The sequence below is a fragment of the Mesorhizobium sp. M1428 genome (assembly GCF_040317515.1).
Taxonomy (GTDB): domain Bacteria; phylum Pseudomonadota; class Alphaproteobacteria; order Rhizobiales; family Rhizobiaceae; genus Mesorhizobium.
On record NZ_JAMYKT010000014.1, the window covers coordinates 96,196 to 119,911 of the forward strand.

Consider the following 23,716-nt stretch of genomic DNA (forward strand, 5'->3'; position numbering starts at 1 on the left):
GACTAAGGCAGGGGGCCTGGCGCGCTGGCGCAAAGGCTCCTGCCCTCATGCCCTTGCGGCTGATGGAACCATGTGGTGAGTGTCCCCACCCGGAGATGCGCTCTTGCCTGAACCCGCCAACCACCTTGCCTTCGCGCTGGTCTGCCTCGGAATGGTGCTGACGCCCGGCCCGAACATGATCTATCTGATCTCGCGCTCGCTGTCGCAAGGGCCGAAGGCAGGGCTGATCTCGCTGGGCGGCGTGGCGCTCGGTTTCTTGTTCTACGTGCTGTCGGCGGCGTTCGGCATCACCGCGCTGCTGCTCGCCGTGCCCTTCGCCTATGATGTGCTGCGCCTTGCCGGCGCGCTCTATTTGCTGTGGCTCGCCTGGCAAGCGGTGAAGCCCGGCGGGCGCTCGCCCTTCCAGATCCGCGAACTGCCGAAAGACAGACCGCGCAATCTGTTCGCCATGGGCCTGATGACCAACCTGCTCAACCCAAAGGTGGCAGTGCTCTATCTGTCGCTGCTGCCGCAATTCATCGGCCCCGGCATGGGCCACGTGCTGTCACAGCTTCTGGTGCTCGGTGCCACGCAGGTCGCGATCAGCCTGACCGTCAACGCCATCATCGCAGTGACGGCCGGCTCGATCGCCATCTTCCTCGCCGGGCGGCCGCTATGGCTGGTGATCCAGCGCTGGATGATGGGCACGGTGCTGACCGCGCTGGCCGTCAAGATGGCAACCGACGCGCAACGCTGATCGGTCCTACATCGGCCGCCTGACCTGCTCTGCCCGCTCCGGTTCGACCACCCTGCGGTAGAGATGCCAGGTCGCGTGGCCAAGGATGGGCATGACAACGGCAAGCCCAGCAAATAGCGGGATCGAGCCGATGACCAGGAGCACGGCGACCATCAGGCCCCACAGCGCCATCTGCAGCGGGTTTGTCAAAACTGCGCGCGCCGACGTCTCGACTGCCGAGACCGCGCCGACATCGCGGTCGAGCAGCAGCGGAAAGGCGACGACCGTCGTCGCCAGCACGACCGCGGCGAAGGCGAACCCGGCCAGGTTGCCGAGCAGGATCAGTGTCCAGCCCTTGCTGGTCGTCAGCACCTCGCGAATAAAGCCGACGATAGAGGCCGGAGGCTGATTGCCGTACAGGCTGGTGTAGATCGATTGCGCGGTGAACAGCCAGAGCAGGAACAGTACCACTAGCATGATACCGATGACCGCAATCGCGGGCAGCGCCGGGGAGTGGCGTACGTCGAGCGCATGCCACCAGGATGTATCCATGCCGAACTCGCGCCGGCGGCTGATTTCGTAAAGGCCGATAGCGGCGAACGGACCGACCAAAGCGAAGCCGGACATCAGCGGATAGATGAGTTGGATGGCGTTCGAGCCCGATGTCCACTGCGTCAGGATCAGGCCGACCACCGGATAGATCAGACACAGGAACACGTAATGCGACGGCTTGGCCCAGAAATCCTCTACGCCGAGACGGAGCGCATCGAGCAGATCCTCGGTGCTGATGCGGCGCACCGTGGGCTGTACATGCATTCCACGTGCGTCCGCCATGACATGAAAGCTGGCCATAACCATTCTCCCGTGTGTCGGGGCGGCCGCCGCCGGGATGGCCGCCCGTAGCTGCCACTTCAAGAACAGGCGCTATGATAGTCGATTTAGGGGTGATTGTCGCCAAGTCGATGGTCACGATGAATCTGGTTATAGGTTTCCGACGCCGCCATCGACGAGCAGTTCCGTGCCGACGACGAAGCTCGACTCGTCCGATGCCAGAAACACCGCCGCCTTGGCGAGTTCCCAGGGTTTGCCCATGCGGCCGATCGGCACTAGCGCGCGTATCTGATCGCCAAGCGCCTTCTCGTCCGCTTCGGGCAGACCCAGCTTGCCCAAGGCCGGCGTCTCGGTTGGGCCGGGGCTGAGGCCATTGACGCGAATACCGCGCTCGATCATCTCACCCGAGAGGGTGCGCGCCAACGACAGGAGGCTCGCCTTGCTGGCGGCGTAGGCGCTGCTCTGGGGCAGGCCGATATGGGCACTGACCGCACCGCACAGGATGATCGACGACGGGTTGGACAACATCGGCAACAGGGCTTGGATCAAAAAGAACGGCCCCTTGAGATTGGTCCGCATCAGACGGTCATAGACCACCTCGTCCCAATCCTGCAGCGGCTGATGCATCACATCGCCAGCGTTGATGTTCAGTATGTCGAGCCGAGGCCAGCACTGCGCGAGCTCGGCGGCAAGCGCACGCTGATCGGCGAGATTGCCGGCATCATTCCTGATCACCTGCGCCGATCCACCCAGCTCGCGCTGCGCAGCTTCCAGCCCGGACGGGCTCCTGCCAGTGATTGCCACGGTAGCGCCCTCGGCCAGGAACTGGCGCGCGGTTTCGAGGCCGATGCCACTGGTTGCCCCGGTAATGAGGGCATATTTGCCATTCAAGCGACCCATGACTTGCCTTCCCAAAGAGATGAGAACGGCATTGTCGACACGATAGTATGCTTTGTATAGTAGGCACCGAATGGGTACTAAAGGAGATAATTTCATGGCGCAGGCAAAAGCTATCGAGGTAAGGCCAGTCGAAAGCGGAAATGGCGCGACCGATCGTTGCCCGATGATCGATTTCGTCAATCTGGTTTCGGGAAAATGGGCCATTCCCATTCTTTATCGCCTGATCGTCACCGGTTGTCCGATCCGCTTCGGCGAGCTCCAGAGGGCCGTCGCACCGATTACGCAAAAGGAGCTCACGCGGCAGCTGCGCCTGTTCGAACATCGCGGTCTGGTCTATCGGAGGGTCTATGCCGAGATGCCGCCGCGCGTGGAGTATGAGATAACGCCGCTGGGCAGAACCTTGCGTGGCACGCTGGATTCGCTAGCCGACTGGATGCGTGCCAACGCATCCCACCTGATCACCTGACTGATCGTGGACGGATTGTTTGCCCTGCCCGGCCAAAGCCACGGGCGGTCACCGCGCGGGGGGCCCCCTTGTGGGCCCCGCCGGGGCGGGGGGGGGACAAAAATCGGGAGGCACAGCAGGGGACCACTGGGGCCACGGCGCATGGCAAACACCCGGCCCCCCCCCCACCACCCCGGTAGTGCGGGGGGCGGCGGCGCGGCCCCCCCCGCCCCCCCCCGCCCCCCGCCCCCCCCCCCCCCCCCCCCCCCCCCCCCCCGCGGCTGAGCTGCGTGACAAAAGCTAGGCAGCGAAACGATCGATCACTTCGGTCAACGGGACATGGCCAAGACAGGCACCCGAACCCGCCGGCTTTTCGCCATCCTCGATGGCCTGGGCGTAACCCACTGCCGGATCAGCTTCGATCCTGCCGCGCAATGCGGCCAGCTTGGGGTAGCTCGCGCCGTCGACCGCCTTGTGGAACTCCGCCCAGCGCGCCACGCCAATCAGCGTGGTATCCGCAAGCGTCAGCCGATCGCCGATCAGGAATTCCGTGTCGGCGATCATCGCCTCGAGCTGGTAATGGCGGTTGGCAACGATCTTGCGGCCAAAGTCACGCAAGGTTGTCAGCAGCAGCGGTTCGGCCGATTCCATTTCATATGCAGCCCAGAGAGGGGTGAAAGCGGTGGTGAAACCGGTGTTCACGAAAGCCATCAACTGGTGCATCCGGTCGGCCTCCGGCGAGCGAGGCTCGAAGCTGATACGGCGTTGCGTGTCACGAGCTTCGAGCCAGGCGGCGATCGCCATGGTCTCGGTGAGCACCCTGCCCTCGTCCGTGATCAACACCGGCGTTTCCTGACGGCCGTTGATGCTGGCATAGGCGTCATCCTTCATTTCAGTGAGCATATCGACGCGACACAGGCGATAGGGTTGTCCGAGGCGTTCAAAAGCAGCGACGAGCCCCATCGAACTTCCCAGCGGGAAGCCGTAAAGGAGGATAGGTTCCATTTCTTTGTCTCTTCCATGATTTAGGGATCACGCTGCGCAGCGAAACTTGACCCTAAACGCTGGTCGCCCCATGTAAATTACGCACTATTCTGTAACCAGGTTCCCGCCATGAAAGATGTCGTCTCTCGCTGCCCGATCGAAGAGACAATGCGTGTGCTCAGCGGTCGCTGGCCCACCTTGCTGCTCTACTATCTCAAGGACGGGACCAAGCGCTTCAGCGACCTGAGGCGTGACAACCCAACCGTGTCGCACCGCATCCTGGCGCTCGAACTGCGCAAGCTGGAGGAAGCCGGGATCGTGCGGCGAACGGCGCATGCCGGCTATCCGCTACGCGTGGATTACGACCTCACGGAGCCCGGTCTCAAGCTCGTGCCGCTCATCGATGCCCTGGGCGATTGGTGGGAAGATACCGAGGACGATCGGGCCAGCCGGGCCTCATCGACGCCGGAAACGAGTCTGGACACAGCCGCCTAGCACGATAGTGAAAATCTGACGCTTGATATCCGAGCCTGGACAGCCGCTTCGCGTCGGATCCGGGCCGACTACCGGAATGCACCGGCAGCGCCAGAAGCTTCATTGCCGAGCAGATACTCTAACGTCGCATTTTGGGCCGCAAGCGGACTGGCCGCTTTCAGGTCCTTGGACCATCGAGCCGGCCTCAGTTCTGCCGACGTTGCTTTCGACCGGTCCTGTGACCACCGCGGCTTCCACCGGATCGCCAGAAAAGCGAGGCAAGCGAGGGAAGGCAGCGTCAAGTTCGAGCCAGAGATTAAGAAGAACAGAGCCATCGCCGCATAGGCGTCTGCCTGCGTGGGTATGGACGGATTCACTCATGCGCAATATGAATTATGAATGGAGATGAGGCCTGCCGTGGCGCTCACATTTTCGCCGTGTCGCCAAGGCAGGTAACGCTCGTTCAATGACGCTGCGCAGGGCGGTTGGGCTTCTGGTCTGACGCCGCCGGCAGAAGTGTCGATATCAGGGGATCTGGTCAATGACCGACAACAAGCCAGACGTTACCAAGGATTGGCAAGCGACGCAGGGCCAGAAGTCCTCCGCCACGCGTCTTCGCCTTTTCGCCGCACTCTCGTGGATCGTCGCCATTGGCGGCGAGATCTACGGAATTATGCTGCTTCGCCAGAACAAGTTCGACCAGGGACACCTGTCGCTGATCATCGGCCTTCTGGTCGGCATCGCGATTTTCGCAATCGCCGGCAACTTGCTGTGGAAGGCGGCCAACAGGCACGATCCGGCCCGCGCATCCGACGCGGCCAGGTTCTTCTTCCAAAACCAGCTCGGCGCAATCATCACGCTGATTGCCTTCCTCCCACTGGTTTTCCTGATCCTCACCGACAAAAACATGGATCCGCGGACCAAGAAGATTGCCGGCGGCGTCGGCGCTGCGCTGGCTGTGCTCGCGACGGTTACGGGGATCAGTTTCAAACCCCCGTCGGTCGAACAGTACACTCAGGATATGAACACGTGCGCAGCCCAGATCAAGTCGGGGCAGCCGACCACCGCCTGTTCGCCCGATGTCGCCGCTCAGGCGCAGGCGATCGCGACGGACACCGCCGCGGTGGCGGCGGCGACGCGGGACGCGAGCCACCCCGCCGGTCAGGATGTCGTTTACTGGATCGCGCCCGAAAACGGAGCCGCGAAGTCCGCCGAGCCGCATGTTTTCCACCTCTGCGCAGGCGTGAGTCCGCTGAAGGACAAGACCGTGAATAGTGGCTCCGTGACGGAGGCCTATGCACAGAACGCCATTCGCATCACGAAGCAGATCGATATGGAACAGAAGCAGTGCGGGTTCACCGCCACAACCAGCCCCAACTGAACCCGCCTGCGCTCGATCGCGTCCAACCGTTGGTCTTGTCGAGAGGGACGGCGCGCAAGCGCAGGCTCAGTATTGACTCGCCGAAGCAACGCTAAATACCGGGATCGCCCGGCTGGCCATTATTGTCCAACTGCAAACTTATCCGCAGCGGTTAGTCCCCTGCCCGGCAAAAGCCATGATCGCGGTTATGTCAGGCGGGCATGACCGTTACGAAAATCGAAAATCATGAGGCCCAACCTGGCCTAAACAGGCGCGTGCTGCTCAGAGCTGCCGGCCTTGGCGCCCTTGCCGGGCTCACCGCCTGCGCAACCGCAGTGCTGCCTACCGGCGAAGGCGCCGGTGTCTCTGCTTCCGCCGCCGGCACGCTGGCCGGCATCCGCGCTTCGGCGGGTCTCGCGCCGGTTGTCGCCGATCCTCAGCTCGAACAGGCGGCGCTGCAGCAGGCCGGCTATATGGCGCGCGGCGGCCGCATGAACCACACCACCGGCTGGGGCAAGGACTTTGCCTCGCGCGTCAAAGACAATGGCATTGCCGGCGCGGCCGCCGAAAACATCGCCGAAGGCCGCTTCGACCAGCAGAAGCTGTTCGATATCTGGGTGCATTCGCCAGGCCACCGCCGCAACATGCTCGACCCGCGCTTCACGCGCTTCGGCCTCGCCTATGTACGCGACGGCCGCGACAGCACGCTTCGCTATTGGTGCCTTGTGCTCGGCAGATAATTTCCGCCATTTGGGTCGGCGGAAGCCTGCAGGATGGCCGACCCATCAGTCTTTGCGACCGCCGCCGAGCAATTCCTCGATGTCCTGCGCACAAACCGGCCTGCTGAAATGATAACCCTGCATCTCGTCACAATTGTTCCTGCGCAGGAAGGCCACCTGATCATCCGTCTCAACGCCTTCGGCAATGACCCTCAGGTTGAGATTTTGCCCCAATGAAATCACCGCGCTGGCCACAGCCTGGTCGTTCTCGTCGGCGGCGAGATCCTTGATGAAGGACTTGTCGATCTTCAGCCGCGCCACGGGAAAGGTCTTGAGTGCACTGAGGCTGGAATAGCCGGTGCCGAAATCATCGATCGAGATCTGGACACCCAGGCTTTGCAGGGCGTTCATGGTCGCGACCGCGAGCTCGATATCCTGCATGATAAGGCTCTCGGTCACCTCCAGCTCGAGATACCTGGCCTCCAGGCCGCTGCCCTTCAACGCGCTGACGATGCGATCGATCAGGTTGCGTTCCCTGAATTGCCGCGGCGACACGTTCACGCAAACGGTCAAGGGCGGCAGCCCTGCGTCTTGCCAGGCCTTGTTCTGCCGGCACGCCTCATGCAGAACCCAGTCGCCGATCGGTACGATCAGACCTGTCTCCTCGGCGGTCGGGATGAACGTCGTCGGCATTACCGTGCCAAGCGTTGGATGGTTCCAGCGTATCAACGCCTCGACCGCAAAAACCCGACCTGACCGAAGGTCCACCTGCGGCTGGTAGAGCAGCGTGAATTCCGAACGCGCCAAGGCGTTTCGCAACTCTTCCTGAAGCACGAATTTTTCATGCGCCCTGGTGTTGAACTCCGGAGCGTAGAACTGGAAGTTGTCGCGGCCGAACTCCTTGGCGCGATACATGGCCGCGTCGGCATTTGCCAGCAGCGTATCGGGATCCGTCCCATCCTTGGGATAGTTGGCAATGCCGATGCTGGCCGTCGCCCGTACAAGATGCGCTCCGAGCTGAACCGGCTCGGCGAGTGAAGCCCTGAGCTTTTGCAAGGTCTCGGAGACGAGATCGACGTTCGCCGGCTGGTCGAACAGTACGACGACGAATTCGTCGCCGCCAAGCCGCACGACGGTATCGGTCGCCCGGACGCAGTCGACCATGCGGCTTGCGACGATCTTCAGAAGCTCGTCTCCGGCATTGTGGCCGAGCGTGTCGTTGACGAATTTGAAGTTGTCCAGATCGATGAACACCACCGTCACCCAGCGACCGTATCGCTGGGCGTACAAGACCGCCTGCGAAAGCCGGTCCTCGAGCAAGGCGCGATTGGGAAGCCCGGTCAGCACGTCATGGTTGGCCATGAAGTGGATGCGGTCTTCGGCCTGTTTGCGTTCGATGGCGATCCCGGCGATGCGCGTCGTGAAATCGATGAGGCGTGTCTCGGCCTCGGTCGGTTCGCGCACCGTCATCGAATACATCGCAAAGACGCCGAGCACGGCGCCCTGATGCGACAGGATCGGGGTCGACCAGCATGAACGCAAACCGTGCGGCCGCGCGAGTTCGCGATAATCTTGCCAAAGCGGATCGTGCATGGTGTCAGCGACAATCACCGGCTCGCGCCGATAGACAGCGGTTCCGCAAGACCCGGCCCGAGGGCCGATCGCGGCGCCGTCGACGGCGTCGGTGTAGTCTCTCGGCAGGCTCGGCGCGGCTGCGTGGCGCAAGTGGGTGCCATCCTTGTCGAGCAGCAAGACCGAACCGAATATCCCCGCCAGTTGGGACTCGACCAGACGCATGAGCCGCTCGAGCACGTCTTCGAGGGGGGCGCTCTTTGCGATCATCTCGAGGATATGCGCCTGCCCGTCGCGAAGGATTTCGGCCTGCTTGCGCGCAGTGATGTCGCGGGCAATGCCGACGAGGCCGAAAATGTTGTTTTGAACGTTGCGCAACGGCAGCTTCGTCGACAGGAACCATTTGCCGGTGCCTGACGCATCGACGACGAACTCCTCCTCGTCGATCATCGGTTGTCCATCACGCATCAGTTGCTGCTCGATGGAGCGAAATTTTTGCGCAAGATCCGGCGCGTGAAGGTCGAAGTCGCTCAGACCGATCATGTCGCTCGTGCTGTCCCGACCGCTGTCGGACGCAATGGCTCGGTTGGCGACGACGAAGCGGCTTTCGGTGTCCTTCACCCACATGTAGTCAGGCACCAGGTCGATCAGCGTCTGCAGCGAGATACGCTCGTCGACGACCAGGCGATTGGCGCTGAGCTCGCTGATGTCCTCGTGCGTGGCCACCCAGCCGCCGTCAGGCATCGGTTGATGGCAGACCTGGATTGTCCGGCCATCGGCGAGGTCGGCTGTCCAGTTCCCCGAAGCCGTGCCCGAATTGACCGCCCGCGCCAACGCCAGATAAGCGTCCGCATTCATTGCCGAGGTCCCGACAGCGACGCGCCGCTCGACGATTTCGCGCAGCGCCGCACCCGGCTGCAATTGCTCCGGCGCAAGGCGATAGATTTCCGCATAGCGTCGGTTGCACAGGATCAGCCGTTCATCGGCGTCAAAGAAACAGATGCCTTGCGAGATGTTCTCGATCGCGGTCTGGAACCGCAGTGCCTGGTCCTGAAGTGCCGCAATCGTGGTGCGAAGCTCGCGCTCGAGGGCCTCATATGAGGCAGTCGCCAGTTTTGCCAGCGTCGTCAAATTGGCGGATTCAGGCGCTTCGGCGGTTTGCCTGGATGATTTCGTGGCCAAACACAATTCCTCCCGCTGATGCTTGAAGCAAGCAATGGAGGCTCGCCTTCAACCCAGAAGCGAGTGCATATTGGTCCGGATATACTAATGGCAGGTGAACCTTGCTCAACGCCGACGCGACCGGCACAGGCAACGGAACCCGTGAGCCGGTCGCGGTGCCGGAGCTGTGAGGCTTAGTCCATGTGCGCGGCAGGCGCCCCACCGGCGGGCGGCGCAGCCTTTGGCTTGCGCAGCAGGAAAACAAACGGGACAGCAAGCAGTGTCATCATCATCAGCAACTTGAAGTCATTGACGTAGGAGATCATCATCGCCTGGATATTGACCATGCGATCCATCAGCGACAGCGCCGTCGGATCGCCGCCCGCCGCTGCCGGCGATGCCGCCCAGAGGTTGGGATTGAACGGATTGACATAGGCCGAGAGCTCGGCGTGGTTGATCTGCGTGTTACGCACCAGCAGAACCGTCACCACCGACACACCGATCGACGAGCCAAGATTGCGCACCAGGCTGAACAACGCCGTGGCATCGGTGCGGAAGCGTGCGTCGAGCGTAGCGAAAGCCACGGTGGACAGCGGCACGAACACCATTCCCATTCCAAGGCCCTGGATGACGCCGGAGCTGAGGATAAGCCAGTTGTCCATCTGCGGCGAGAAGCTGGACATGGTGTAGAGCGATTGCGCGGTCAGCAGGAAGCCGATGACGACGAGGATCCTGGCATCGATCCTGTGCATGATCCGCCCGACGAACAGCATCGCAATCATCGTGCCGACACCGCGCGGCCCCAGAACGATGCCGATGGTGAGTGTCGGATAGCCGAAGATGGTCGACAGCATGGGCGGCAGCAGCGACATGCTCGCCAGGATGAGCACGCCCATGACAAAGATGAACGCCAGCCCGGTGACGAAATTGCGATCGAGGAAAATCTTGGGGTCGATAAAGGGGTGCTCCGCCGTCAACGTATGAATGGTGAATACCCAGAAGCCGGTGATGGAAAGGCCAAGCTCGATCCATATCTCGATCGAGGAAAACCAGTCGACCTCGCCGCCGCGATCGAGCATCAGCTGCAGCGCGCCGACACCGAGCGAGAGCATGGTGAAGCCGAAGAAATCGAAGCTGCGCACCCGCCGGGCGACGCTGGGAAGATATGCGGCCATGCCGAGGAAGGCGATGATGCCGACCGGCAGGTTGATGAAGAACACCCAGCGCCAGTTGAAATTCTCGGTCAGCCAGCCACCCAGCGTCGGGCCAAGGATCGGTCCCAGCATGATGCCGGCGCCCCAGATGGCCATGGCCTGGCCGTGGCGTTCCCTGGGGTTGATGTCGAGCAGGAAGGTCTGCGACAGCGGCACGATGGCCGCGCCGAACACGCCTTGCATCAGCCGGAACAAAACGATGGTCTCAAGGCTCCAGGCGATGCCGCACAGCATTGAGAAGACAGTGAAGCCGACCACGGCCGTCAGGAACAGCTCCTTGCGACCGAAGCGGTCGGCCAGCCAGCCGGTCACCGGCGTCATGATCGCGGCGGCAACGATGTAGGAGGTCAGCACCCAGTTGATGTTGTCGGGGGAGGCGCCGAGATCGCCGGTCATGGTCGGCAGCGCAACGTTGGCGATCGTCGTGTCGAGCGCCTGCATGATCGTCGCCAGCATGAGCGCAACAGTGATCAGGCCGCGGTGCGGCACTTCGCGAAAGGGTTCTGGGCTGCTCATGACGTAAAACTTCCAGCAGGTAACAAAAACGTGTACATTAGGTTTCCGGACGGCGAGGCCCCGCTGTAGAGAGACCCTCATCGCGGTGGGACGCGAGCATCGATGTGGGGGTTACATCGACTGAGCGTCTCGACAAAGCGGGCGCCTGCCGCCCGGAAACCTGAGGACCGAAGATCCTGCGCGGCGTTGTCTGCTCAGGCGGGCTAGCCCGTCTACGCATTCAACTTTTCCTGCGTCTCCCTCGGACCAATCCTGCATCCATCTCGCTGTTTGCTATGCGGCCGCTACCAGGCCTCTTTACTTGGCCTCGCCTGCCGTGGCGCGGTGGAAAATGCTCGGCAGCCCGCGGGAAACGCCGGTGTCCACCGTGACCGTCGCGCTCATGCCGGTGCGCAGCGCCGTCTTGGCGTCGGCATCGGCCAATTCCAGGCGGACCGGAATGCGCTGCGTCACCTTGACCCAGTTGCCGGTGGCGTTCTGCGCGGGCAGCAGCGAGAACTCGGCCCCGGTGCCGGCGCCGATCGCCTTGACGGTGGCTTCGAACGTCTTGCCCGGATAGGTATCGACCGCGATTTCGGCCTTCTGGCCCGGCTTCATGTTGGTGAGCTGGGTTTCCTTGAAATTGGCGTCGACCCAGGTGTCGCCGATCTCGACCAGCGAAAACAGCGGCGTGCCCGAACCGACATACTGGCCGACCTTGAACGAAGCGGCCTGGCTGATGATGCCGTCGGCAGGTGCCTTGACCGTGGTCTGGACCAGATCGTAGGCCGCCTTGTCGCGTGCGGCGAGCGCCGCCATTACCGTTGGATGCTTGTCGGTCTCGATGTCGGGATTGCCGCCAAGTGCCGCCTTGGCGCTGACGATCCCTTGCTGGGCCACGGCCAGCTGCTGCTTGGCCTTGTCGAGGTCGTTCTTGGCTTCGTCCAGCGACGACTTGGCGTTGATGCCCTTCTGGGCAAGGTCGGCGGCACGGTCATATTGCGACTGCGCGTACTGGACCTGGCTTTCGTCCGACTTCTCCTGCGCCAGCGCCTGGCTGTAGGCTGCACGCAGCTGCTCGACATTGAGCCGTGCGCCGGCCACCGCCGCGTCGGCCTGGGCCAATGCGATCCGGTAGGGCTCGGGATCGATAGCAAACAACACGTCGCCCTGCTTGACAGACTGGTTGTCGAAAATGTCGACCTGAACGATGCGACCCGCCGTATCGGCGGCTATCGATACCTTGGCCTGCTGCAGATTGGCGTTCTCGGTCTCCTGATAGCGGCCGCCGGTCACCCAGACATAGCTGCCGCCGGCGATCAACGCAGCCGGCAGCACAAACATCAAAAGGAAACGGCCGGCACGGCGCTTCTTCTTCGGCGCCACCGGCGCTGGAGCTACCTGCGGAGCCACCGTTACCGGAGCTGCCGCCGGCTTCGCGGGAGCTTCCATCTCCAGCTTGGCCGCATTCTCATCTAGTTTGGCTACCGCGTTCATGCTGCTGCGCCTTCCGTATTCTTCACTTTTTCCGAGGGCGGCGTCTCACCATCTGCAAGATTCTGCACCATTGTCTCCAGCGCCTTGACCAGGACGCGGCGATCTTCCGGCGAGACGCCAACGAGCGATTCCTCATAGACCTCGCCGGCAAGGCTCTTGACGTGGGCGTAGGCCGCGTTCGCCTTGGCGGTCGGGAAAATCATGCGCACTCGCCTGTCGGTTGCGTCGGGACGGCGCTCGATCCAGCCGCCCTCCTCCATGCGATCGACAAGGCGCGACACGCTGATCGGCTCGATTTCGAGAAGCTCGGCAAGCCGCGCCTGCGCGACACCCGCCTCCTTGGCGACACGTACCAGAAGCCGCCATTGCGCCGAAGAAAGGCCGAAACCACTGGCGCGCGCCTCGAAGCGCTTGCGCATCAGGCGCTGCACGTCGTGGATCAAAAAGCCCAATCTGTCGATGCCGTCGGAAACCATGAGCGACATATATAATAAGCGTGCTCATAATTCAAGGAGCCCGGATTATGCCAGAAGCCGGCAAGTGTGCATGGCAGTCAGTGCAGGGCGATCGTGGTTAGCAATTTATTATGTCGAGCGCTTGTGACGAGCGTGCAGAAAATCGGCGTTCAGATGCTCAGGCCATCGATCTCATCCAGGCGGAAAAGGCTTCGATATGCGCTTGTCGGGGGTGATTGGCTACGCAGGCAAGGTAAAAGCCATAGCCTGGCAGAGAGAGATCATGTGCCTTGACCAGCCTGCCGGCCTCGAGTTCGCCACTGACGACCACATCGCTGCAGATAGCGATGCCTTGGCCGGCCGCGACCGCGTCGATCGCGTGCAGCTCTTCGCGGAAGCTTAAGTCCCATGCCTGGTTGGCATTGGGGATGCTGGGATCGATCGAGCGTGCGATCGCCAGCCATCGCTGCCAAGTCGGCGCTTCCGGGTCGCGGTTCGTCCAATTGAAATGGATGAGCGGGTGTTGCAGCAGATCGGCGGCGCGCTCGATCTGTCGGTCGCCTTCCGCGAACAGCTCCGGGCTGCATACCGGAAAGAATGCGTCCCGAAAAATTTCCTGCGCGGGAACATCCCTCGGCATTCTGCGCGCATAGCGGATCGCGACGTCGGCGTCACCGGCTCGCAGGTCCAGAACGGCGTCTGTCCCGATGATCTCCAGTGGAATGTTCGGATGCTGTTCGCGCCACTTCGACAGGCGCGGAACCAGCCATCGGCTGGCAAATGCATTTGGGCTCGTCACGCGCAACGGGCGTTGGCCAACACCGGCCGAGGCTGATGCTATTGCCGCAGCGAAAGCGTCGAAGCCGTTGCAAATTACCGGGAATAGCCGTTCGCCCACGCCTGTGAGCACGAGCGGTCGTGGGCGCCGCCGGAACAGCAGTTGCCCACAGACCTCCTCCAGCAATCGAATCTGGTGGCTGATGGCCGTTGGCGTCACTCCGAGTTCCGTCGCGGCCTTCCTGAAGCTCATCAGCCTGGCAGCGGCCTCGAAGGCGCGAAGCGACCCGAGCGGCGGAAGTTTTCTCATCCAGGCAGTTTAGATGAATTTAGCTCATCCAGCGACTGAGATATTCGATTTTGCAGCGAATGGCGCCGCATGAGATCATTATAATCCGACACATGTCGGTGAACGAAAGCGGCCTGTCCAACCGTGCCGAATCACGAAGGGTGTCCCTCGATGAGCATGTTCAAGCTTATAGACGGTTCCGAGCCGACGTTGCAGGCGCCAGATATCGCCCGCCTCAGGCAGGCGATTCGCGGCGATCTGATCCTTCCGGACGACCCTGGCTATGACCAGGCGCGCAGAGTTTGGAATGGCATGGTCGATAAGAGGCCGGCGGCTATCTTCTATTGCGCCGAATCCAGCGATGTCGTCACGGCCGTCAACTTCGCCCGATCGCAAGGCTTCCTCGTCGCCGTCCGCGGCGGTGGCCATAACGTCGCCGGCAGTTCGGTATGCAACGGCGGCGTGGTGATCGATGTGTCACGCATGAAGCGGATCGAAGTCGACCCGATCCGTCGTGTTGCGCGCGCAGAAGCCGGCTTGAACCTGGGCGAGTTCGACGCAGCCACGCAGGTCCATGGTCTTGCGACGACCATGGGTGTCAACGCGGATACCGGCATAGCCGGACTGACACTCGGCGGCGGGTTCGGCAAGCTTGGCCGCAAACATGGACTGAGCTGCGACAACCTTGTCGCTGTCGAAATCGTGACGGCGGACGGCCGGTTGCTCACGGCAAACGCGGCCGAAAATGCAGATTTGTTCTGGGGCATTCGGGGCGGCGGCGGCAATTTCGGAATAGTCACGACTTTCGAATACAAGCTCCATCCCGTGGGTCCGCTCCTCATCGCGGGATCGATGCTATACCGGTACGAAGAGGCACGCGAAGCGATGCGGTTCTATCGTGCGTTCTCGAGCGGCGCCCCGGATGAGCTGAGCCTGGATGCAGCACTTGTGACGGCGCCCTCGGGCGAACGCTTCTTCAGCATATCGGCGTGCTACATCGGCCCACTCGACGAGGGCCAGCAAATCATTCAACCTCTGAGAGAGTATGGCACGCCGGTTGAGCGCCGGATTGCTCCTGTCCCCTATCTTCAAATCCAATCGGCCGCGGACAGCCTCTTTCCGCGCGGTCGGCGCTACTACTGGAAGGCGCAGTTCATGCGCGAAATCACAGATCAGGCGATCGATACCATGTTTGCGGCTTACATGACTGCACCCAGCGAATCGCTTCTGGTCCTGCAGCAGGTTGGCGGCGCCATCTCGCGAGTACCGATGGACGGAACGCCCTGCGCCAACCGAGATGCACTTTACGATTGCTTCCCGATATCGATCTGGGACAATCCGTCTGACGACGAAACGCACATCCGATGGGCGCGTGAGCTGTGGGATGCAATGAGACCGTTCTCGACCGGCGGCGTCTATGCCAACAATCTCGGCGACGAGGGCACTGATCGGGTTCTGGCAGCTTACGGCGAGAATTATCCGAAGTTGGCCGCACTAAAAAACAAGTATGATCCTACCAATTTCTTTCGCTTGAACCAAAACATCAAGCCTGCGACCTGAGCGACCGCCGCAGGCCGATGCCCGAAATTCTGCAGCGCTGCTACAACTCCAAATCCCAGTTCTGGCCGACCAGATCCTTGCCGAAGGAATGGTGGCGCTCCTCGTTGGTCAATTTGAAGCCCGCAGCCTCATAGATGTGGCGGGCGGCGGCGAGCACGTCGTTGGTCCACAGCGTCAGTGTCCCGTAACCCGTGGCGCGGCAAAAGCCGACACATTCCTCGACCAGCCGCTTGCCGATGCCGAGGCCGCGCGCCGACGGCTCGACATAGAGCAGGCGCAACTTCGCCACCGCGTCCGACTGGCGCACGACGAAGACCGAGCCAACGACCTCCCCTTCCCGCTCGGCGATCCAGCTGCGTTCCCATTTCGGATCGAAGGATTTGACGAAGGCGCCGAGGATTTCGGCGACCAGCGCTTCATAGGTCTCGTCCCAGCCATATTCCTGCGCGTAGAGCAGACCCTGGCGATGGATGATCCAGCCGATGTCGCCGACCTGCAGAGGCCGCAGCGTGTAGGGAATCTTGGGTTCGGCGGTCCCGTCCAGCAGGCGCTGCACCGTCTGCATGGCCTTGACCAGCCTGTCCTGTTCGGCAACCGAAAGCCGTTCGAGCAAAGCCGCGACCTGGTCGTGCGAGCCCTGGTTCAGCGGCGCGAAAGCCTGCCGCCCGGCCTTGGTGAGCGCGATCGACGAGCGCCGCGCATCCGCCTCGATCGTGGCGCGCTCAACCAGATCACGCTCCTCGAACTTCTTCAGCAGCCGGCTGAGATAACCGGCATCGAGGCCGAGATCGCGCGCAAGGTCGGTGGCGGTCAGGCCATCGCGATGCGCCAGTTCATAGAGCACCCGCGCCTCGGTCAGCGAGAAAGTGCTTTTCAGCAGCCCTTCGTCGAGCAGCCCGATCTGGCGAGTGTAGAAGCGGTTGAAAGCCCGCACCGCGTCGATCCGCTCCTTGCCTGGGTGATGATGAATGGTCATGGCATCCTCCTCCCGGCAAGATCAGCGATTTAGTTGACTTAGTCAATGATCATGTTTGAAGCAATTGTCCTGATGATGCTCACCGGGCGCCTTGACTCACGCGAGCTGCCAGCCTATTTCACGGCCACGTTAGCACTCCACCAAGATGAGTGCTAACCACATGTCCGGCGCCGCCGGACGGAGGAACTGTTCTCACCATTCTCATCGAGGAATAAAAAATGGCAAAGTCGAAGTTCCGCCCGCTTCATGACCGCGTGGTCGTTCGTCGGGTCGAATCCGAATCCAAGACCGCGGGCGGGATCATCATCCCCGATACGGCTAAGGAAAAGCCGCAGGAAGGCGAGATCATCGCCGTCGGTTCCGGCGCCCGCGACGAAGCCGGCAAGCTCGTCCCGCTGGACGTCAAGGCCGGCGACCGCATCCTGTTCGGCAAGTGGTCGGGCACCGAAGTCAAGCTCAATGGCGAAGACCTTCTGATCATGAAGGAATCCGACATCATGGGCATCATCGGCTGAATATCGGCCTCACCCTCATTTAAATCTTCGGGCTCAATCCAAGCCCCTGCCAGGAGCTAAAAATGGCTGCCAAAGACGTAAAATTCTCCCGCGACGCTCGTGAGCGCATGCTGCGCGGCGTCAACATCCTCGCCGACGCGGTGAAGGTCACGCTCGGCCCCAAGGGCCGCAACGTCGTCATCGACAAGTCGTTCGGCGCACCGCGCATCACCAAGGACGGCGTCACCGTCGCCAAGGAAATCGAGCTTGAAGACAAGTTCGAAAACATGGGCGCGCAGATGGTCCGCGAAGTTGCTTCGAAGACCAACGACATCGCCGGCGACGGCACCACGACCGCGACCGTTCTGGCACAGTCGATTGTCCAGGAAGGCCACAAGGCGGTTGCCGCCGGCATGAACCCGATGGACCTCAAGCGCGGCATCGACCTCGCCGTCGCCGACGTCGTCGCGACGCTGATCAAGAACGCCAAGAAGATCAAGACCTCGGAAGAGGTTGCCCAGGTCGGCACCATCGCCGGCAATGGCGATGTTTCGGTTGGCTCGATGATCGCGGAAGCGATGCAGAAGGTCGGCAATGAAGGCGTCATCACCGTCGAGGAAGCCAAGACCGCCGAGACCGAGCTCGAGGTCGTCGAAGGCATGCAGTTCGACCGCGGCTATCTCTCGCCCTACTTCGTCACCAACGCCGAGAAGATGGTTGCGGATCTGGAAGACGCCTACATCCTTCTCCACGAGAAGAAGCTCTCCAACCTGCAGGCCATGCTGCCGATCCTCGAGGCTGTCGTGCAGACCTCGAAGCCGCTGGTCATCATCTCGGAAGACGTCGAAGGCGAGGCCCTGGCCACGCTGGTCGTCAACAAGCTGCGTGGCGGCCTGAAGATCGCTGCCGTCAAGGCGCCGGGCTTCGGTGATCGCCGCAAGGCCATGCTGGAAGATATCGCCATTCTCACCGGTGGCCAGGTCATCTCCGAAGACCTCGGCATCAAGCTCGAGAATGTCGGCCTCAACATGCTCGGCCGCGCCAAGAAGGTGTCGATCTCCAAGGAGAACACCACCATCGTCGATGGTGCCGGCAAGAAGGCCGAGATCCAGGGCCGCGTCGCCCAGATCAAGCAGCAGATCGAGGAGACCACCTCGGACTACGACAAGGAGAAGCTGCAGGAACGTCTCGCCAAGCTGGCGGGCGGCGTTGCCGTCATCCGCGTCGGCGGTGCGACCGAAGTGGAAGTCAAGGAAAAGAAGGACCGCGTCGATGACGCCCTCAACGCGACCCGTGCGGCCGTCGAAGAAGGCATCGTTCCCGGCGGCGGCGTCGCACTGCTGCGCGCTTCGCTGAGCATCAAGGCAACCGGCGCCAACTCCGACCAGACCGCGGGCATCAGCATCGTGCGTCGCGCGCTGCAGGCTCCGGCCCGCCAGATCGCGGCCAACGCCGGTGCGGAAGCATCGATCGTTGCCGGCAAGATCCTTGAGAACAAGGGCGCGACCTTCGGCTACAACGCCCAGACCGGCGAATATGGCGACATGATCGCCATGGGTATCGTCGATCCGGTCAAGGTTGTGCGCACGGCTCTGCAGGACGCGGCCTCGGTCGCCGGCCTGCTGGTCACCACCGAAGCCATGATCGCGGAGGCTCCGAAGAAGGAGTCGGCTGGCGGCGGCATGCCTGGCGGCATGGGCGGCGGCGGCATGGGCGGCATGGGTGGTATGGATTTCTAATCCAACCCGTCAGCCTTCAGATACGGAAAGGGCGGCCGAGAGGTCGCCCTTTTTTGTTGATGGGACGGAGGATGAGAGGCTGTTCGATTCCAAACCAAGCGGAAGCATACCCCTCACCCCTCTTCGGCGTCGGCGCAGAACGTGAATCGCCGAGCTGGAGTGTCGGCACTTCAGCAGGGCTCCGCGCTGGCCTTGATGCCCTGGAAGCGCGAAACGTCAATGCGCCGTGATGGCGATCTCTTTCGCCGGCAATGCCCCCTCAATCAGCGCCGCGACCTCATCGGCTACCGCTAGCACCGGGGCGCGGTCGTGGGTGGCGCGCGCGATCACCATCAGCCCTTCCAGCGATGATTCGACCAGCAGCGCCAGCGTATGCGCGCGGCGCTCGGGCACCCCTGCCCTGACGAAGGCCGCCCGGAGCAAGCCTATCCATTGCTCGAAGGCTGACCGGCACAACTCAACCAACTCCGGCATGTCGGTCGGCGAATCCAACACCACGGGCGCGATCGGGCAACCGAGCGTGAACTGGTTGTCTTCCAGCATGCGCGCGACCGACTGGTAGATGTGGTGGACAGCCACCGCCGGGTCCTTTTCAGCGGCGAGCGCGGCGTCCAGCCTCTGCGTCACATCGGCGACGCTATTGCGCGTCACCTCGATGACCAGCTGGTCCTTGCCGCCCGGAAAGTGGAAGTAAAGCGAGCCTCTTGGCGCAGAGGAGGCGCTCAAGATGTCGTTGAGCGACGTGCCGTGGTAGCCGCGCTGCCTCAGCAGCAGCGCCGTCGCCTCGAGCATGCGGGTGCGAGTGTCGTTCGCCATGTCAACCTCTGTCAGGAGTGAGCACTATAGGCCTTGCCTCGAATATGACAACCGGTCTATATAATATGTAGATCAGTCTACATATTTGAGCGAGGGCTAGTGCGCAGTTATCGTCTTGAAGGAACCGGCGGGACCAAGTGCCTGGTGATGCGCAACGAGGCGCAGCCGACCCCGAAGCCGCACGAGATCGTCGTGCGTGTTCGCGCCACCTCGCTCAACCGCCGCGATACGATGATCCTCAACGGCACCTATCCGCTGGCGCCGCGCCAAGGCGTTATCCCGCTGAGTGACGGCGCCGGCGAAGTCGTTGCCGTCGGCGACGCCGTCAACCGCTTTGCGGCAGGCGACCGCGTCATCGGCAGCTATTTCGCGCGCTGGATCGACGGCCGCATCAATGCCGGGCTGATCGACCAGCTTGGCTGCACGCTGGACGGGATGCTGGCCGAATACGCCGTGCTCGACGAGCAATGGGCGGTACGGCTTCCCGATCATCTCGACTGGCATCAAGCAGCGACACTGACCTGCGCCGGCCTGACCGCCTGGAATGCGGTGACGGCGGCCGAAATGCCGAAGCCCGGCCAATGGGTTCTCGTCATCGGTTCAGGTGGTGTCGCGCTGTTTGCGCTGCAATTCGCCAAGCTGCTCGGCTGCCGTGTCGTGGCAGTCACCTCGCGCAGCGAGAAGCTGGACCGGCTGCGGGCGCTGGGCGCCGACCTCGTCGTCTCGACCGCCGACATGCCGGAATGGGGTGCTGCGGTGCGCGAGCAGACCGGCGGCATCGACCTCGTCGTCGAGACCGGCGGCCCGCCGACCTTCGCGCAATCGATGATCGCCTGCGCGCTTTACGGGCGCATCGTGCTTCTCACCATACAGGATGCGAAAGGCGGGACGGTGCAGATCCCCGGCCCCGTCTACCAGCGCAGCCTCGCCACCATCAGCCGCCTGTTCGTCGGCAATCGCACCAACCTCGAAGCCATGCTGCGCGCCATCTCGGTGCATCGGCTCAAGCCTGTCATCGACAAGGTGTTCGCCTTCGACGAGGCCAACGACGCCTACCGCTATTTCCAGCAAGGCGACGTCTTCGGAAAGGTGGTCGTCGACGGCGCCTGACTGGTTCGCTCAAAAACTGATCAACCCTCAAATCAAAGGAGAGACACAATGACCATTCGTGAAGCAGAGGCCCAATGGCAGGGATCGTTGAAGGAAGGTTCGGGCCGGCTGAGGCTCGGCAGCGGCGTCTTTGAAGGTGCCTACTCCTTCCCGTCGCGTTTCGAGAACGGTCCCGGTACCAACCCCGAGGAATTGATTGCGGCGGCGCATGCCGGCTGCTTCTCGATGGCGCTGAGCGCCATCCTCGGCCGCGAAGGTCACACTCCCGTGCACATCCACACGATCGCGAAAGCCCATCTCGGCGCCAGCGCGGCCGGACCGACGCTGACCCGTATCGAGCTGGAGACGGAGGCAAGCGTCGCTGGGCTGGCAGCGGCGGAGTTCGAGCGGCTGGCGCAGACCGCCAAGGAGAGCTGCCTCGTATCGCGGGCGCTGGCCGGCGTCGCCGTGATCACGCTCAAGGCCCGGCTCATCGAAACCGCTACCGATCACTGAAGGGAAGGAATATCCAATGACACAGGAACTCATCATCGACATCGCCGCAGCCGAACGCTCCGCCGAGACCGCCGAAATCATGCGGCGCTACAACGACGTCTTCCAGCGCCACGACCCGTCGGCGCTCGACGATCTGGTGGCGGAAGACTGCGTGATCGAGAACACCACGCCGGCCCCGGACGGCGCCCGCCGCATCGGCAAGGGCGCCTGCGTCGAACTATGGTCGGCGATCGCGACCGGGCCCGGCACGCGCTTCGACATCGAAGAAACCTTCGTCGCCGGCGACCGAGCGACGATCCGCTGGCGCTACTGGATGGCCGACGGCAATTCGCTGCGCGGCGTCAACCTAATGCGCGTCAAGGACGGGCAGATCGTCGAGGCCATGGGCTACGTTAAGGGATAGAGCTTGGCGACAAGCTGCATTCAGCCAAGCTGCATTCAGTGAGGCCGCGCTCAGGCCCTGCCCGGAATCCCCAAAGTTTAGGATTCCGGGCAGGTCGTGGGCTACCGCACGACTTTGTGAAGCTTCACGAAGGTCTTGGGACTGCGCTGGATCGTCTGGAAGATCACGCAGTAGCGATCGGTGAGCTCGAGCAGGTCAGTCAGCCGGTCTTGCGCAACGTCGGTCTCGATGTCGAACCGCAGGCGGATCTCCTTGAAGCCGACCGGCACACCTTCGGTGACGCCGAGCGTGCCGCGAAGATCGACGTCGCCCTCGGCGGAGATTCGGCCGACTTGATCGGTATTTCGAGGACGGCGGCCGCCGCCCTCATCGAAACGCCGGCGCATGCGATAAGGGCTTCCAGCAGCATGTCGCCGGAACAAAGCTCCTGTCCGCTGCCCCCGGCCTTCGGATGGATACCCGCTAGCGCGAGCCCACGTCCTGTCTCGACCTTGCAGGTGACCTTGGAGTCGTCGGCACTGCCCCTGGCCTTTAGCGTAAGAAGTGCCGCGCGCGCATCCTTGCGATATAGATCCTTGATCGGCTCCTGCGTGGCGCGAAATGTCGTGATGTCCATGCATATTCTCCTGCCGTGAGATGTCGCTGTTCGAAATCGTATGGCATTGCCGGGTTACTCCGGCACGCTCACACCCGAGCTCCCGAGTTCGGCGGGGAAGTCCTTCAGCTTCGGACCGTGGAGGCGCTGGCGAAGGAGGCCGCGCTGTCGCGCACCGTGCTCGCCGAGCGTTTCACCAGGCTCGTCGGGATGCCGCCGGTGCACTATCTCGCCAAATGGCGGATGCAGATTGCCTCGGAACTGCTCAGCACCGGCAACAGCAACGTCGCAAACATAGCGGCGGAAATCGGCTACGAGTCCGAGGCGGCGTTCAGCCGTGCCTTCAAGAAGATGATCGGCGTCCCGCCATCGGCCTGGCGGCTGGGTGTTCGCGCTGCGCCAGGTTTCGGAGGCGGCGAGGCTTCCGAAACCGAAAGCGGGCCGGCCGATCCGCAGCGGTAAGCAATTCCAGGAATGTGCGAACGGTTTTCCGTCCGGAATTGCCTCAAAACAGGGAGATCTACCGGTCCGCCAGCGCCAGTTTGGCGCCGAGCATGACAAAGGCACCGGCGAAAGTACGGCGCATCCAGGTCAGCACCTTTGGCCGCGACACGACATGGCTGCGGATTGACGCCGCGAAAACGCCGTAGCCGACAAAGACCACGAAGGTGAGCAGCATGAAGACGCTGCTGAGCTCCAGCATCTTCGACAGCGCATGCGGTTCGGTGGTGCTGACGAATTGCGGCAGGAAGGCAAAGAAGAAGATCGACAGCTTCGGATTGAGGATGTTGATGAGGATGCCCGAAGTGATCACTTTGCCGGCGGAGCGCGGCGCGACATCTTCATCGACGCTCAGGCCGCCCTTCTCCTTCAGCGTGTTCCAGGCCATGTAGAGAAGATAGGCGACGCCGAGATATTTCAGCGTCTCGAAGGCGACGGCGCTGGTGTGCAGCAGAGCCGCGAGGCCGGTGATGGCGGCCGCCATGTGCGGAATGATGCCGAGCGTGCAGCCGAAAGCGGCAATGATGCTGGCGCGCGCACCACGCGAAAGCCCGGCGCTCAGCGTATAGAGAACGCCGGTACCGGGCGAAGCCACGACAATCAGCGACGTCAACAGAAATTCGATGCTCACAGATGGTCTCCCGGTGCTGCCCCAGCCGCCGGCAGCCTAATCAGCGAAACGTGCGGGCACAAGCCAGCCTGAGAGCCTATGCGCATTCAGATCATGCTGTTGGCGTGCAGCTTGCTATCGGCAATAGGCTGGCGAACTTCCCAGTGTTCGACGAGCTTGCTGTCCTTCAGCCTGAAAATGTCGACGATGGCCAAGCCCTCCTCTTCGGGTTCACGTTTTGCGTGCATGTGCACGATGACGAAATCCCCTTCGGCAAAAATCCGCTTCACCTCTCCCTTCACGAGGGGAAATGACTGTTTGAGCTGCTGCAGATAGGCTTTGAAGCCGTCCGCACCATCCGCAATGTTCGGATTGTGTTGGATGTAGCGTTCGCCAAAATGCATCGAAGCAGCTTCGATGTTGCCTTGGTTTACCGCTTTGTCGATGAAGTCCAGGGCGATCATCTTGTTGGTCTCGAGCGAACTATGAGCCTTGGCTGGAATTGGATTTGATGGTTCATCACGCATGT

At 62.2% G+C, this 23,716-nt stretch carries 24 protein-coding genes and 1 pseudogene; 12 read left to right on the forward strand and 13 right to left on the reverse strand.

Features of this window, described 5'->3' with window-relative positions; all coding sequences use genetic code 11:
- Positions 1 to 103 precede the first annotated feature (103 nt).
- Complete coding sequence (locus NKG60_RS20345) at positions 104 to 736, forward strand: LysE family translocator (protein WP_352663215.1); 633 nt, start codon at positions 104 to 106, stop codon at positions 734 to 736.
- A 6-nt stretch (positions 737 to 742) separates the two neighbouring features.
- Here NKG60_RS20345 and NKG60_RS20350 read toward each other — a convergent pair whose 3' ends face one another.
- Together NKG60_RS20350 and NKG60_RS20355 are read right to left on the reverse strand one after the other, a co-directional pair.
- Positions 743 to 1,567, reverse strand: coding sequence for a DUF2189 domain-containing protein (locus NKG60_RS20350; RefSeq protein WP_352663217.1), 825 nt, complete (start codon positions 1,565 to 1,567; stop codon positions 743 to 745).
- A 129-nt stretch (positions 1,568 to 1,696) separates the two neighbouring features.
- On the reverse strand, positions 1,697 to 2,446 hold the full coding sequence (locus NKG60_RS20355; RefSeq protein WP_352663219.1) for an SDR family oxidoreductase: 750 nt from the start codon (positions 2,444 to 2,446) through the stop codon (positions 1,697 to 1,699).
- A 163-nt stretch (positions 2,447 to 2,609) separates the two neighbouring features.
- Here NKG60_RS20355 and NKG60_RS20360 point away from each other — a divergent pair, with 163 nt between their 5' ends.
- Complete coding sequence (locus tag NKG60_RS20360) at positions 2,610 to 2,912, forward strand: winged helix-turn-helix transcriptional regulator (RefSeq protein ID WP_352869470.1); 303 nt, start codon at positions 2,610 to 2,612, stop codon at positions 2,910 to 2,912.
- 279 nt (positions 2,913 to 3,191) lie between these two features.
- Here NKG60_RS20360 and NKG60_RS20365 read toward each other — a convergent pair whose 3' ends face one another.
- Positions 3,192 to 3,896, reverse strand: coding sequence for a glutathione S-transferase family protein (locus NKG60_RS20365; protein WP_352663224.1), 705 nt, complete (start codon positions 3,894 to 3,896; stop codon positions 3,192 to 3,194).
- Between the two features lie 108 nt (positions 3,897 to 4,004).
- Here NKG60_RS20365 and NKG60_RS20370 point away from each other — a divergent pair, with 108 nt between their 5' ends.
- The 3 genes from NKG60_RS20370 (at position 4,005) to NKG60_RS20380 (ending at position 6,449) form a co-directional block, all read left to right on the forward strand.
- A complete protein-coding gene (locus NKG60_RS20370) occupies positions 4,005 to 4,370 on the forward strand; it encodes a winged helix-turn-helix transcriptional regulator (RefSeq protein ID WP_352663227.1) in 366 nt (121 codons plus the stop codon).
- A gap of 520 nt (positions 4,371 to 4,890) precedes the next feature.
- Positions 4,891 to 5,730, forward strand: a complete 840-nt coding sequence (locus NKG60_RS20375; RefSeq protein ID WP_352663230.1) for a hypothetical protein — start codon at positions 4,891 to 4,893, stop codon at positions 5,728 to 5,730.
- Between the two features lie 200 nt (positions 5,731 to 5,930).
- Entirely contained in the window at positions 5,931 to 6,449 is a 519-nt protein-coding gene (locus NKG60_RS20380) for a CAP domain-containing protein (RefSeq protein ID WP_352663233.1), read from the forward strand.
- Between the two features lie 45 nt (positions 6,450 to 6,494).
- Here the strand turns inward: NKG60_RS20380 and NKG60_RS20385 are convergent, their stop codons facing one another.
- The 5 genes from NKG60_RS20385 to NKG60_RS20405 all read right to left on the reverse strand — a co-directional run bounded on the left by NKG60_RS20385 (position 6,495) and on the right by NKG60_RS20405 (position 13,909).
- The gene (locus NKG60_RS20385) at positions 6,495 to 9,182 is read right to left on the reverse strand and encodes an EAL domain-containing protein (protein ID WP_352663236.1); all 2,688 of its coding nucleotides are present in this window, start codon (positions 9,180 to 9,182) and stop codon (positions 6,495 to 6,497) included.
- Between the two features lie 173 nt (positions 9,183 to 9,355).
- Complete coding sequence (locus NKG60_RS20390) at positions 9,356 to 10,891, reverse strand: DHA2 family efflux MFS transporter permease subunit (protein ID WP_292653931.1); 1,536 nt, start codon at positions 10,889 to 10,891, stop codon at positions 9,356 to 9,358.
- A 297-nt stretch (positions 10,892 to 11,188) separates the two neighbouring features.
- On the reverse strand, positions 11,189 to 12,367 hold the full coding sequence (locus tag NKG60_RS20395) for an HlyD family secretion protein (RefSeq protein ID WP_352663240.1): 1,179 nt from the start codon (positions 12,365 to 12,367) through the stop codon (positions 11,189 to 11,191).
- Positions 12,364 to 12,843 carry a MarR family winged helix-turn-helix transcriptional regulator gene (locus tag NKG60_RS20400; protein WP_023717107.1) on the reverse strand — a complete coding sequence of 160 codons (480 nt, stop codon included), beginning with the start codon at positions 12,841 to 12,843 and terminating at the stop codon, positions 12,364 to 12,366. The genes NKG60_RS20395 and NKG60_RS20400 overlap by 4 nt, the downstream gene beginning before the upstream one ends.
- A gap of 157 nt (positions 12,844 to 13,000) precedes the next feature.
- Positions 13,001 to 13,909, reverse strand: a complete 909-nt coding sequence (locus NKG60_RS20405; RefSeq protein ID WP_352663242.1) for a LysR substrate-binding domain-containing protein — start codon at positions 13,907 to 13,909, stop codon at positions 13,001 to 13,003.
- A gap of 150 nt (positions 13,910 to 14,059) precedes the next feature.
- On the opposite strand from NKG60_RS20405, the gene NKG60_RS20410 reads away from it, so the two are divergent.
- Positions 14,060 to 15,448, forward strand: a complete 1,389-nt coding sequence (locus tag NKG60_RS20410) for an FAD-binding oxidoreductase (RefSeq protein WP_352663245.1) — start codon at positions 14,060 to 14,062, stop codon at positions 15,446 to 15,448.
- 40 nt (positions 15,449 to 15,488) lie between these two features.
- Here the strand turns inward: NKG60_RS20410 and NKG60_RS20415 are convergent, their stop codons facing one another.
- Positions 15,489 to 16,424: a bifunctional helix-turn-helix transcriptional regulator/GNAT family N-acetyltransferase gene (locus NKG60_RS20415; protein ID WP_352867470.1), complete on the reverse strand. Its 936-nt coding sequence runs from the start codon at positions 16,422 to 16,424 to the stop codon at positions 15,489 to 15,491.
- Positions 16,425 to 16,642: 218 nt separating this feature from the next.
- On the opposite strand from NKG60_RS20415, the gene groES reads away from it, so the two are divergent.
- Positions 16,643 to 16,939 carry a co-chaperone GroES gene (gene groES, locus NKG60_RS20420; RefSeq protein WP_006203049.1) on the forward strand — a complete coding sequence of 99 codons (297 nt, stop codon included), beginning with the start codon at positions 16,643 to 16,645 and terminating at the stop codon, positions 16,937 to 16,939.
- 62 nt (positions 16,940 to 17,001) lie between these two features.
- On the forward strand, positions 17,002 to 18,657 hold the full coding sequence (gene groL / locus NKG60_RS20425) for a chaperonin GroEL (RefSeq protein WP_352481739.1): 1,656 nt from the start codon (positions 17,002 to 17,004) through the stop codon (positions 18,655 to 18,657).
- Positions 18,658 to 18,873: 216 nt separating this feature from the next.
- Here groL and NKG60_RS20430 read toward each other — a convergent pair whose 3' ends face one another.
- Complete coding sequence (locus tag NKG60_RS20430; RefSeq protein ID WP_352663251.1) at positions 18,874 to 19,473, reverse strand: TetR/AcrR family transcriptional regulator; 600 nt, start codon at positions 19,471 to 19,473, stop codon at positions 18,874 to 18,876.
- Positions 19,474 to 19,572: 99 nt separating this feature from the next.
- Here NKG60_RS20430 and NKG60_RS20435 point away from each other — a divergent pair, with 99 nt between their 5' ends.
- From NKG60_RS20435 to NKG60_RS20445, 3 genes are read left to right on the forward strand one after another with little or no spacing between them, the layout of a single operon-like run.
- Entirely contained in the window at positions 19,573 to 20,583 is a 1,011-nt protein-coding gene (locus tag NKG60_RS20435) for a zinc-dependent alcohol dehydrogenase family protein (protein WP_352867464.1), read from the forward strand.
- Positions 20,584 to 20,631: 48 nt separating this feature from the next.
- The gene (locus tag NKG60_RS20440) at positions 20,632 to 21,078 is read left to right on the forward strand and encodes an OsmC family protein (RefSeq protein ID WP_352867462.1); all 447 of its coding nucleotides are present in this window, start codon (positions 20,632 to 20,634) and stop codon (positions 21,076 to 21,078) included.
- Positions 21,079 to 21,094: 16 nt separating this feature from the next.
- Entirely contained in the window at positions 21,095 to 21,481 is a 387-nt protein-coding gene (locus NKG60_RS20445) for a nuclear transport factor 2 family protein (protein WP_352867460.1), read from the forward strand.
- Positions 21,482 to 21,582: 101 nt separating this feature from the next.
- Here the strand turns inward: NKG60_RS20445 and NKG60_RS20450 are convergent.
- Positions 21,583 to 22,097 (reverse strand): annotated as a pseudogene (locus tag NKG60_RS20450) (OsmC family protein).
- Positions 22,098 to 22,214: 117 nt separating this feature from the next.
- Between NKG60_RS20450 and NKG60_RS20455 the strand changes: the two are divergent.
- Positions 22,215 to 22,538 (forward strand): helix-turn-helix domain-containing protein, encoded by a 324-nt coding sequence (locus NKG60_RS20455; RefSeq protein WP_352867456.1) that lies wholly within the window; start codon positions 22,215 to 22,217, stop codon positions 22,536 to 22,538.
- Positions 22,539 to 22,596: 58 nt separating this feature from the next.
- On the opposite strand, the gene NKG60_RS20460 is transcribed toward NKG60_RS20455, so the two are convergent.
- Positions 22,597 to 23,208 carry a LysE family translocator gene (locus tag NKG60_RS20460; RefSeq protein WP_292664434.1) on the reverse strand — a complete coding sequence of 204 codons (612 nt, stop codon included), beginning with the start codon at positions 23,206 to 23,208 and terminating at the stop codon, positions 22,597 to 22,599.
- 86 nt (positions 23,209 to 23,294) lie between these two features.
- A complete protein-coding gene (locus NKG60_RS20465; RefSeq protein ID WP_352975407.1) occupies positions 23,295 to 23,714 on the reverse strand; it encodes a nuclear transport factor 2 family protein in 420 nt (139 codons plus the stop codon).
- Positions 23,715 to 23,716: the final 2 nt, after the last annotated feature.

What these genes read in the sequence shown, in the direction of transcription:
- groES (WP_006203049.1), top strand. Translation starts at nt 16,643, where the DNA reads ATGGCAAAGTCGAAGTTCCGCCCGCTTCATGACCGCGTGGTCGTTCGT.
- NKG60_RS20405 (WP_352663242.1), bottom strand. Translation starts at nt 13,909, where the DNA reads ATGAGAAAACTTCCGCCGCTCGGGTCGCTTCGCGCCTTCGAGGCCGCT.
- NKG60_RS20375 (WP_352663230.1), top strand. Translation starts at nt 4,891, where the DNA reads ATGACCGACAACAAGCCAGACGTTACCAAGGATTGGCAAGCGACGCAG.
- NKG60_RS20445 (WP_352867460.1), top strand. Translation starts at nt 21,095, where the DNA reads ATGACACAGGAACTCATCATCGACATCGCCGCAGCCGAACGCTCCGCC.
- NKG60_RS20400 (WP_023717107.1), bottom strand. Translation starts at nt 12,843, where the DNA reads ATGGTTTCCGACGGCATCGACAGATTGGGCTTTTTGATCCACGACGTG.
- NKG60_RS20370 (WP_352663227.1), top strand. Translation starts at nt 4,005, where the DNA reads ATGAAAGATGTCGTCTCTCGCTGCCCGATCGAAGAGACAATGCGTGTG.
- NKG60_RS20390 (WP_292653931.1), bottom strand. Translation starts at nt 10,891, where the DNA reads ATGAGCAGCCCAGAACCCTTTCGCGAAGTGCCGCACCGCGGCCTGATC.
- NKG60_RS20380 (WP_352663233.1), top strand. Translation starts at nt 5,931, where the DNA reads ATGACCGTTACGAAAATCGAAAATCATGAGGCCCAACCTGGCCTAAAC.
- NKG60_RS20415 (WP_352867470.1), bottom strand. Translation starts at nt 16,424, where the DNA reads ATGACCATTCATCATCACCCAGGCAAGGAGCGGATCGACGCGGTGCGG.
- NKG60_RS20410 (WP_352663245.1), top strand. Translation starts at nt 14,060, where the DNA reads ATGAGCATGTTCAAGCTTATAGACGGTTCCGAGCCGACGTTGCAGGCG.
- NKG60_RS20360 (WP_352869470.1), top strand. Translation starts at nt 2,610, where the DNA reads ATGATCGATTTCGTCAATCTGGTTTCGGGAAAATGGGCCATTCCCATT.
- NKG60_RS20365 (WP_352663224.1), bottom strand. Translation starts at nt 3,896, where the DNA reads ATGGAACCTATCCTCCTTTACGGCTTCCCGCTGGGAAGTTCGATGGGG.
- NKG60_RS20465 (WP_352975407.1), bottom strand. Translation starts at nt 23,714, where the DNA reads ATGCGTGATGAACCATCAAATCCAATTCCAGCCAAGGCTCATAGTTCG.
- NKG60_RS20355 (WP_352663219.1), bottom strand. Translation starts at nt 2,446, where the DNA reads ATGGGTCGCTTGAATGGCAAATATGCCCTCATTACCGGGGCAACCAGT.
- NKG60_RS20350 (WP_352663217.1), bottom strand. Translation starts at nt 1,567, where the DNA reads ATGGCCAGCTTTCATGTCATGGCGGACGCACGTGGAATGCATGTACAG.
- NKG60_RS20430 (WP_352663251.1), bottom strand. Translation starts at nt 19,473, where the DNA reads ATGGCGAACGACACTCGCACCCGCATGCTCGAGGCGACGGCGCTGCTG.
- NKG60_RS20395 (WP_352663240.1), bottom strand. Translation starts at nt 12,367, where the DNA reads ATGAACGCGGTAGCCAAACTAGATGAGAATGCGGCCAAGCTGGAGATG.
- NKG60_RS20440 (WP_352867462.1), top strand. Translation starts at nt 20,632, where the DNA reads ATGACCATTCGTGAAGCAGAGGCCCAATGGCAGGGATCGTTGAAGGAA.
- groL (WP_352481739.1), top strand. Translation starts at nt 17,002, where the DNA reads ATGGCTGCCAAAGACGTAAAATTCTCCCGCGACGCTCGTGAGCGCATG.